This is a genomic window from Nocardia sp. NPDC102475, assembly GCF_055584605.1.
The window spans coordinates 148,684-157,750 of sequence record NZ_JBVJLS010000008.1 but is presented as its reverse complement, the minus strand read 5'-3'; the positions used below and the strand labels follow the sequence as shown (position 1 = coordinate 157,750).

Annotated in this window: 9 protein-coding genes; 6 read left to right on the top strand and 3 right to left on the bottom strand. The window is 66.6% G+C overall.

What is annotated here, in order from left to right; all coding sequences use genetic code 11:
• The 4 genes from ACZ60G_RS16730 to ACZ60G_RS16715 form a co-directional block, all read left to right on the top strand.
• Nucleotides 1-1,087: C40 family peptidase (locus ACZ60G_RS16730; RefSeq protein WP_465810994.1), on the top strand; the 1,087-nt coding region annotated here is incomplete at its 5' end.
• Between the two features lie 134 nt (nt 1,088-1,221).
• Nucleotides 1,222-1,617 carry an ArsR/SmtB family transcription factor gene (locus ACZ60G_RS16725; RefSeq protein ID WP_465810993.1) on the top strand — a complete coding sequence of 132 codons (396 nt, stop codon included), beginning with the start codon at nt 1,222-1,224 and terminating at the stop codon, nt 1,615-1,617.
• Nucleotides 1,614-2,732 carry a cation diffusion facilitator family transporter gene (locus tag ACZ60G_RS16720; protein WP_465810992.1) on the top strand — a complete coding sequence of 373 codons (1,119 nt, stop codon included), beginning with the start codon at nt 1,614-1,616 and terminating at the stop codon, nt 2,730-2,732. Before ACZ60G_RS16725 ends, ACZ60G_RS16720 begins: the two co-directional genes overlap by 4 nt.
• A 222-nt stretch (nt 2,733-2,954) precedes the next feature.
• Complete coding sequence (locus tag ACZ60G_RS16715) at nt 2,955-4,592, top strand: long-chain fatty acid--CoA ligase (RefSeq protein WP_465810991.1); 1,638 nt, start codon at nt 2,955-2,957, stop codon at nt 4,590-4,592.
• A 16-nt stretch (nt 4,593-4,608) separates the two neighbouring features.
• Here the strand turns inward: ACZ60G_RS16715 and ACZ60G_RS16710 are convergent, their stop codons facing one another.
• The 3 genes from ACZ60G_RS16710 to ACZ60G_RS16700 form a co-directional block, all read right to left on the bottom strand.
• Nucleotides 4,609-5,157, bottom strand: a complete 549-nt coding sequence (locus ACZ60G_RS16710) for an HD domain-containing protein (RefSeq protein WP_465810990.1) — start codon at nt 5,155-5,157, stop codon at nt 4,609-4,611.
• Nucleotides 5,158-5,228: 71 nt separating this feature from the next.
• On the bottom strand, nt 5,229-5,621 hold the full coding sequence (locus ACZ60G_RS16705) for an SCO5389 family protein (RefSeq protein ID WP_465810989.1): 393 nt from the start codon (nt 5,619-5,621) through the stop codon (nt 5,229-5,231).
• 60 nt (nt 5,622-5,681) lie between these two features.
• The gene (locus ACZ60G_RS16700) at nt 5,682-6,746 is read right to left on the bottom strand and encodes a nitronate monooxygenase (protein ID WP_465810988.1); all 1,065 of its coding nucleotides are present in this window, start codon (nt 6,744-6,746) and stop codon (nt 5,682-5,684) included.
• 250 nt (nt 6,747-6,996) lie between these two features.
• Here ACZ60G_RS16700 and ACZ60G_RS16695 point away from each other — a divergent pair, with 250 nt between their 5' ends.
• The gene (locus ACZ60G_RS16695; RefSeq protein WP_465810987.1) at nt 6,997-7,824 is read left to right on the top strand and encodes a M23 family metallopeptidase; all 828 of its coding nucleotides are present in this window, start codon (nt 6,997-6,999) and stop codon (nt 7,822-7,824) included.
• A gap of 67 nt (nt 7,825-7,891) precedes the next feature.
• Entirely contained in the window at nt 7,892-8,875 is a 984-nt protein-coding gene (locus ACZ60G_RS16690; protein WP_465810986.1) for a DNA-binding response regulator, read from the top strand.
• Nucleotides 8,876-9,067 lie beyond the last annotated feature (192 nt).

The following is a 9,067-nucleotide window of genomic DNA, read 5'->3' as shown; positions in this document are numbered from 1 at the left end:
TTTGGGTGTCGAGCGTTCTGCGCTTCCGTTGATTCCTGCGGTTGAGAACTACATCGCTCCTTTGGGTGCCGTGCCTGTCGCGGCGCGGGGCGAGGAGCTGTCGGCGCCGTTGACTGCGCCGGGTTCCGCGCTCGCGGTGCCCCTGCGGGGTTTGGGTGTCGAGCGTTCTGCGCTTCCGTTGATTCCTGCGGTTGAGAACTACATCGCTCCTTTGGGTGCCGTGCCTGTCGCGGCGCGGGGCGAGGAGCTGTCGGCGCCGTTGACTGCGCCGGGTTCCGCGCTCGCGGTGCCCTTGCGGGCTTTGGGTATCGAGCGTTCGGAACTCCCGCTGGTTCCCGCGGTCGAGCATCCGGTCGCTGTCCCGGAGATCGCGCCGGTCGAGGTCCGCGGGAAGGAACTTTCGATTCCGCTGGCGATTCCGGGTGCGCAAATCTCGATACCCGTCGGGGTGTTCGGGTTGGAGCGGTCGGCTCCGCTCGCGATACCCGGCGTGGAACGGTCCGCGCCGCAGGCGGGGCGCTCACTGCCCGTGGTGATTCCGTGGGGTGAACGTTCGGCTCCAGAGGCCGGGCGATCGGCGCCCGCCGGAGCCCCCGGTGCCGAGCCGCCGGCACTCGCGACGATTCCGGGAACCGGAATTACGGTGCCCGCAGACATGTTCCGCGGCGAAATCGCGTACCTCAGCGGTGTTCTCGGCATCAAGCCGCCATTCTCGCCACCCGCGCCCGCGGTGACGCCGGAACGCACGCACGGTGCGATCGCGGTCGACGCGGCACGCGGCAAGGTCGGCACCGGATACAGCATGGGCGCGACGGGTCCGGATGCCTTCGACTGCTCCGGGCTGGTGCAGTGGTCGTATAAGCAGGCCGGGGTGAAGGTGCCGCGGACCAGCTATGAGCAGCTGTCCGCGGGCACCCCGGTCGCCCGGGACGAGCTCGAGCCCGGTGACGTGGTGTCCTTCTACAACGGCGGCCACTCGGCGCTCTATGCCGGTGACGGCAAGGTCATCCACGCTTCGACCTATGGGACCGGCGTGATCATGTCGCCGATTTCCTCGATGCCCTACGCGGGCGCCCGTCGGTACTGACCGCGAACGAGTCACACCGACTGAACCGATGAGCTGGAGCGGACCGGTCTATCGGCGGCCGTGCAGAGGTGTCGCCGTCGGGCCGGTCCGAAGGGACTGTTCCATCTGACGCACCATAGTTCTATTATCTGCGTATGAATGCAGATAACGAGCCACTGCGGTTGCCGATTGCGGAGGACCAGGTCGGGCTGGTCGTCGAGGTCTTCCGCATGCTGGCCGACTCGACCCGCGTACAGATCCTGTGGGCGCTGGTCGACCGGGAGCTCTCGGTCAATGATCTGGCCGGTCACATCGGCAAGCCCGGCCCCTCGGTATCGCAACACCTGTCCAAATTGCGCATGGCTCGTCTGGTTCGGACCCGCCGCGCCGGAACCACCATCTTCTACAGCCTGGAGAACGAACACGTCCGCCAGTTGGTCGTGGATGCGGTGTACAACGCCGAACATTCGGGCCCCGGCGTACCTCCGCATCACCGCGGCGAAGGTTCCGTACGCGAACTGCCTGCTCGCGATCAGGCGGTGGCGGAATGAGTCACGAGCGCAATTCTGAACGCCGGCAGAACATTTCGCGTGGTCACCACCACGGGCATTCGCATGGTGCTGACCACGATCATGAGCACGGACATTCGCGCGGTCCGGACCGCGAGCACGACCACGATCATGGGCGCGACCACGGTGTGCACCATGACCACGACCATCCGGGTGGACTGCGCGGTGCGCTGCGCGAGATCTTCGTACCGCACAGTCACGATGCCGCCGACAGCATCGACGGTGCGCTGGAGTCCAGCGCCGTCGGGATCCGCGCGGTGAAGATCAGCTTGGCGGTGCTCGGGCTGACCGCCGTGCTCCAGGTATTGATCGTGCTGGCTTCCGGTTCGGTCGCGTTGGCGGCGGATACCATTCACAACTTCTCCGATGCGCTGACCGCGGTGCCGCTGTGGATCGCCTTCGCGCTCGGTCGGCGGGCGGCGACGCGACGCTATACCTATGGGTTCGGGCGGGCCGAGGATCTGGCCGGGCTGTTCGTGGTCGGGATGATCGCGTTGTCCGCGATCGTCGCCGGGTACGAGGCGGTGCGCAGGCTGATCGATCCGGTGCAGATCCAGCATCTGAGTTGGGTTGCGGCAGCGGGACTCATCGGGTTTGTGGGCAATGAGACCGTCGCGCTGTATCGGATCAGGGTCGGGCGGCGGATCGGCTCGGCGGCACTGGTGGCCGACGGATTGCATGCGCGGACGGACGGATTCACCTCATTGGCGGTGCTGATCGGTGCGGGTGGTGTCGCGCTCGGGTTCCCGCTCGCCGATCCCATTGTCGGTCTGCTGATTACGATCGCGATTCTCGCCGTACTGCGCACGGCCGCGCGAGATGTGTTCCGCCGCTTGATGGATGGCGTCGAGCCCGCCCTGGTGAGCACCGCCGAGCAGGCGTTGGTCGCCGAACCCGGTGTGCTCGGCGTGCGCAGCCTTCGAATGCGCTGGATCGGCCACCGCCTGCATGCGGATGTCGAACTGGATGTCGCCCCGAGCATCACCCTGGCCGATGCCCACCGCCTGGCCCATGGCGCCGAGCACACCCTCACCCATGCCGTCCCCAAACTCGACAGCGCCCTCGTCCACGCCTACCCCGCTCACTCCGCGGTCTGACTTGCCGTCGAGCGTCGTCGGATGGCGGTTCTCGGGCACACCTGGGGCCGCCATTCGACTCCCCTCGCAAATCGCGGCCCAGCTGGCCAAACTGATGGCACCCGCCTGCTGATGGGATCGGCTACGGGGCCTTCTGTGCGCCCTACTCTTGGGTAGCATCCCCGGTGTGATGTGGCTCATGGTCGGCAGGCCGCCGTAGCCACCGTAGAAAAAGGAGTACCGATGTTGAGCACCATGCAGGACGAGCCGTTGTCGCTGGCGACGTTGCTGCGCTACGCATCGACGTTCATGGGCGATTCCACCGTATCGACCTGGACCGGCACCGGCGTACGCACCATGACATACCGTGAGCTCGGCACCGAATCGGCACGCCTCGCAAATGCGTTGCGCGGCTTGGGAATTGGTGACGGCGATCGGGTCGGCACCTTCATGTGGAACAACAACGAGCATATGGTCGCCTACATCGCGGTACCCGCGATGGGTGCGGTGCTGCACGCGCTCAATATCCGGCTCTTCCCGGAGCAACTCGTCTTCGTGGCCAATCACGCCGAGGACCAGGTGGTGATCGTCGACGGCACGCTGGTGCCGATGTTCGCCCAGTACCTGCCCAAGCTGAAGACCGTCCGCCACGTCATCGTGGCCAATGGAGATGCCGCGGCGCTGCAGGCTCCCGAGGGCGTCCAGGTGCACTCCTACGCCGAACTGCTCGCCGCGCAGCCGGATACCTTCGACTACCCGGTGATCGACGAACGATCCGCCGCCGCAATGTGTTACACCTCCGGCACCACCGGTGACCCCAAGGGCGTGGTGTATTCGCACCGCTCCAACTGGTTGCACGCCATGCAGGTGTGCCAGCCGACCAGCATGGGCTTCTCCAACCGCGACTATGCGCTCGCCATCGTCCCGCTCTTCCATGCAAATGCCTGGGGCCTGCCGTATGCGGCGCTGATGTCGGGCGCGAATGTCCTGATGCCCGACCGCTTCCTGCAGCCCGGTCCGCTGCTGGAAATGATGGCCACCGAGCAGCCGACCTTCGCCGCGGCCGTCCCGACCATCTGGGGTGGTGTACTCGCCGGGCTGGCGGCGAAGCCGCAGGACATCTCGCATCTGCGTTCGGTGGTCGTCGGTGGTTCGGCGGTGCCGCCGTCGATGATGCGTGCCTTCCAGGAAAAGCACGGCGTCCGCATCCTGCACGCCTGGGGTATGACCGAGACCTCCCCGCTCGGCAGCGTCGCGCATCCGCCCGCCGGGGTAGAGGGTGAGGACGAATGGGAGTACCGCTTCACCCAGGGCCGTTTCCCGGCGAGTGTGCAGGCCCGCCTGGTCGGCGATAACGGCAGCGTGGTCCCCAATGACGGAGAGTCGCTGGGCGAGCTGGAAGTTCGCGGTCCCTGGATCACCGGGTCGTATTACGCCCCGGACGGCGCGGTGATCGACCCCGACAAGTTCGACAATGGCTGGCTGCGTACCGGCGATGTGGGCAAGATCAGCCCGGACGGCTACCTCACCCTGGTCGACCGCTCCAAGGACGTCATCAAGTCCGGCGGCGAGTGGATTTCCTCGGTCGATCTGGAGAACGCGGTCATGGGCCACCCGGCCGTCGCCGAGGCCGCGGTCATCGGTGTGCCGGACGAGAAGTGGGATGAGCGCCCGTTGGTCGCGATCGTGCTCGCCGAGGGTACCGAGGCCAAACCCGAAGAGCTGCGGGACTTCCTCGCCGACAAATTCGCCAAATGGCAGCTGCCGGAACGGTGGACCTTCATCGCGGAGGTCCCCAAGACCAGCGTCGGCAAATTCGACAAGAAGCGCCTGCGCGCTCAGTACGCCGACGGCGACCTCACGGTCACCACGCTGTCCTAGAACGACAAACCCCGCGTCACCACTTCAGCATCGGCAGTGGTGACGTGGGGTTCGTCCGGATTCGCTTGGCGGCCAGTTGGACCAACCGGCGATGGAAGCCTTTGTCGGGGTACCGCTTCGCCAGTTCGCGGTAGGTGGAGCGAGGTATCCCGAAGCGTCCGAGCAGGCCGTATTCGACATCGATCGCATCGGCTCGACGGAAGATCTCGATGGGGTCGGTGGCCGGACCCGCAGATCGGATTTTGTGGTGCTCGTCGATCATCGCGACGACGAGGTCGGCCAAGTCGGCGCGGTCGATCTGGTCGAGCCATTGCAGTGCGAGGTCGGCGGAGGGCGCCAGGTAGTCGAAGGTGCCCGCGGTCCAGATCCCCAGATCGTGAAAGGCCGCGGCGGTGCGGAACTCCTCGCGGGTGCTCGGCAGGCTGCCCGAGCCACTGTCGAGCAGATCGCACAGCTCCAGCACGCGTAGCACATGGTTGGTGTACGCACCGCGATCCGAGCCGAGTTGCGGCAGCCAGGGATGCAGCCGCCGATCGATCTCGTCGCGAAGATCGTTGCCGCTCATGCCTGCTCACACTACGCGCGACCCCGGCGCGGCCGGAAAATCCCTGCCGCGCCGGGGTTTTGCGCTGCCGATCAGCAGTTGCGCAGTTCGGGGCTCTGGTTCAGCAGTTGGGCACGAGTCCCGATGAAGGTGGAGTAGGTTTCGCCGCCGACGGCGGCGATCGGGAAGGCCGCGACGCGGTGGCAGTTCTGGAAGGCGAGCTTCACGTTGAAATGGCGTTCCAGGCCGCCGCGGATGGCGTCGGAGGCCATGGCGCGCAGCAGTTGTCCACGGGCCACCTCGTCGGGCGGCGCGACGACATTATCGGCGAATTCGGCTGTGCCGGAATTCAGCTCACCGGCCACCCGGCTGACGACCTCCCAGGCATACGGGAGCGAGACCCGCACGACCTCGACGAAGTCGGCGTCGTCGACCTCGCCGCGTTCGGCGCGTTCGAGTAGGGCGGTGGGAACATCGAGGGACATAGCGCTCTCCTGACCTGGATGGCTGTTGCGATGCCCCTCGATTCTAAACGGAAACTGTTGTCAACAAGACTGGATTCGTCCCGAAAGTGCTGTGGTCAGCGCGGTTTTCGCATCAGCGGCCAGGGTGCGGACCAGTTCACCAGCCGGTAGCTCGGGCGCCAGCGTGTGGGTCTGGCCAGCCCACATGTTCACATCGTCCGGATTGCCCGCCGCTCGGGCCGCGGCCCGCAACGGCGCTGTGGCGTAATGGATTTCCGGATAGGCGGCCGGTGCTGTCGCGGAATGTTCGTCCATGAACCGATTGCGCAGGCCGCGCGCCCGGCGGCCGGTGAAGGCGCGGGTCAGCATGGTCGGGGTATCGGCGCCCAGCGCGGCGCGGTGTACCGGATTGGTGCCCGCCTCCGGCGAGCGCAGGAAAACGGTCCCGAGTTGCACGGCCGCCGCGCCGGCCGCGAGTGCTGCCGCGATGCCGGCCCCCGTGGTGATGCCGCCGGTGGCCACGATCGGCCGGTCGGCGGTCGCGTCGAGGATCTGCAGCAGTGCGAGCAACGTGAGTGGATCGGTGATGTCATCGGCGACGCGATCGATGAAGGTGGCGCGATGTCCGCCCGCCTCCGCGCCCTGGGCTATCAACACATCGGCACCCGCCTCGGCCGCGATCCGACCCTCGGCGGCCGAGGTGACCGTCACCCAGACCTCCGAACCGGCCTCGTGCAACCGGGCGACCTCGGCGGCGCTCGGGCAGCCGAAGGTGAAGGTGACCACCGCGACCGGCGCATCGATGAGCAACTCGAGCTTGGCGTCCCATTCATCTGTGTCGTACTTCGGCACCCCGACCTCGTGGGTGCGCCCCAACTCGGCGAGATAGTCGGCGAAATTCTCGGGCGCGGCGGCAGGGCCCGGGGTGAAGAGGTTGACGCCGAACGGCGCGGTGGTCAGTTCGCGGGTGGCCGCGAGTCGCGCCGCGGTATCGGTCGCGGTCAGATATCCGGCGGCCAGCAGGCCGAGGCCGCCCGCCGCGGAGACCGCCGCCGTCAACTCCGGCGTGGATGGCCCGCCCGCCATCGGCGCAAGCACGATCGGAACGCTCAACTCGTTGAGGATCACGGGTCCAGTGTGGCGCATAGGTCGCCGCTGGCGACTGCTTGCAGGTCGCTCGAAAGGGGCAGCTTCGTGATGCCGACCCGCACGTCTGACCTGGCCCTAAACCGGGATTTTGGTCGAGAAGGTTGCGGAATGGTCACGACGAGGTAGAGTTCCCGTCACAACGGATGCCGAAACGTTACAAAACTTCGGAAGCCATCGAGTCACTGTAGGTCGAGCGCAAGGACCAGCTTTGTCGCAGCATCGGGTAGGCCCCAGTTCCATAACCGTCATGAGCCTCATCGGCGACGGCATTGCGGGTCGGCCGACGCGGCATCGCGCCGAGCCGTCGACCACCGACCGGGTGAAGGTCGCGGCCGGTGCCGCGGTAGCCGCCGGTGCCCTCATCGGCACCGCAGCCCAGGTCGCGCCTGCCATTGCCGCCCCGCTCCTGCCGGGTGCGCACGACGGGGACGAGGAAGCCGCCGCGCCCATCACGTTCAAGGGCACGGCGGAATTACCTGTCGAAGAGGCCAAGGCCGCGGCCCCGGTCGCCGAAGCCGCGCAGGCCGTCACAGCCACTCCGGTGGCCGCGCCGATCGCGGACGCGGTCGCCAATCCGTTCGGCATCAGCAATCTGCCGCCGGAGATCGCGGGCCCGCTGGCTCAGGTCGAACAGATCCTCAAGGGCGCGCAGCAGCAGTTCGCCCCGGCTCCCGCGGTGCGTCCGGTCGCCGGTGAGATCAGCTCCGGATTCGGTTCCCGCTGGGGCGAATTCCACTACGGCCTCGACTTCGCCGATCAGCTCGGCGCGCCGATCCACTCGGTGAGCAGCGGCACCGTCATCGAGGCCGGCCCGGCCTCCGGCTTCGGCCTGTGGGTGCGGATCCAGCAGGACGACGGCACCATTGCGGTCTACGGCCACGTCAACGAGATGTTCGTGCACGCCGGGCAGCATGTGAACGCGGGCGATGTCATCGCCACCGTCGGCAACCGCGGCAATTCGACCGGACCGCATCTGCACCTGGAGATCTGGGATCAGGGCGGCAACAAGGTCGACCCGATGCCGTACTTGGCAGCCAAGGGTGTCCCGCTGCAATGGGGCCCGTCGGCGCACTGATTTTCTTGCCCGGCTTGATATTCCGACGGGGGCCCCGTGGGGACCGTACGGTCGTTAGGCTCAGGCGATGACTGCGCTGGGCGATATCTTCGAGCCTGGATCACCGCATGGGCGGACCTACGCCGCGCTGGTGCATCATCCGCGATCCAGCCTGGGCGAGGTCGCCGAATACCTGGGCGTCTCGAAGGAAACCGCCGCCGCATCGCTGGAGGTATTGACCGACCTGCAGGCCGCGGTCAGTCAGCTCTCCGCCGACGGTGAGGCCATCTGGGATGCGCACGCCCCCGAATCGCTGTCCGAAGCCGAGGCGCGGCGCAGGCAGCACGAGATCAACCAGATGCACGCCGCGGCCGCGCGACTCAGCGAGACGTTCCGATCGGTGCGCCGCTCACCGCGTACCAACGGCGCGATCGTGCCGGTCTTCGAACGCCTGGAGATGCTCGCGGATTTCGAGGAGGTGCAGACCTCGGCCCGCAACACGGTCAAGGTGATCGAACGCGGTCCCTATCTCAGCGATCCGGAACGCGAGCGACAGCTGTTCCTGCTCAAGCGCTCTCGGATCGGTGACGGCATCCGCTACCAGACGCTATATCAGGACACTATTTACCAGGATGCGGAAAGGTTGCGGCACGCGCTGTCCACCAATGCCAGTGGGGCACAGGCGCGCACCCTGCCGGAGCCGCCGTTCAAGCTGATCATCAGTGATGACGAGCGCGCGAGCTTGGTCCTGCACGCGGACGAGCGCCGCCCGGATCCGATGGGTCTGCGCATTACCGGATCGCCCGGATTGCGGTTGCTGGTCAAGACTTTCGATGTGCTGTGGTCGCTGGCGGCGCCGATTTCGGTGAACCAGGCCGCCGACGAACTCGACGAGCGGGATAAGGCGATTCTGACCCTGATGGGCCTGGGTGCGACCGATGACACCATCGCTCGCCGACTAGGCATGTCCCGTCGAACCGTGGTCCGGCGCACGGCGCGGCTGCTGGAGCGGCTCGGTGCGAGCACCCGGTTCCAGGCAGGCGTGCAGGCGACGAGGCGAGGATGGCTATAGCTCGAGCAAGTGAACGCTCGAGTGGACAACATGGGACGAATGCTGAACGATCAGTGTCCCGGGATGTTTGAGGGCTTGTGTCACAACGGATTCGGAGATAGCACCACGCACTCCGTATTCGCGGATAGTTAGCTCTCACCAAGACGATTACCCGATTGCGTTGCGCAGGAGCGAATGCGGCGGCGGAATTCC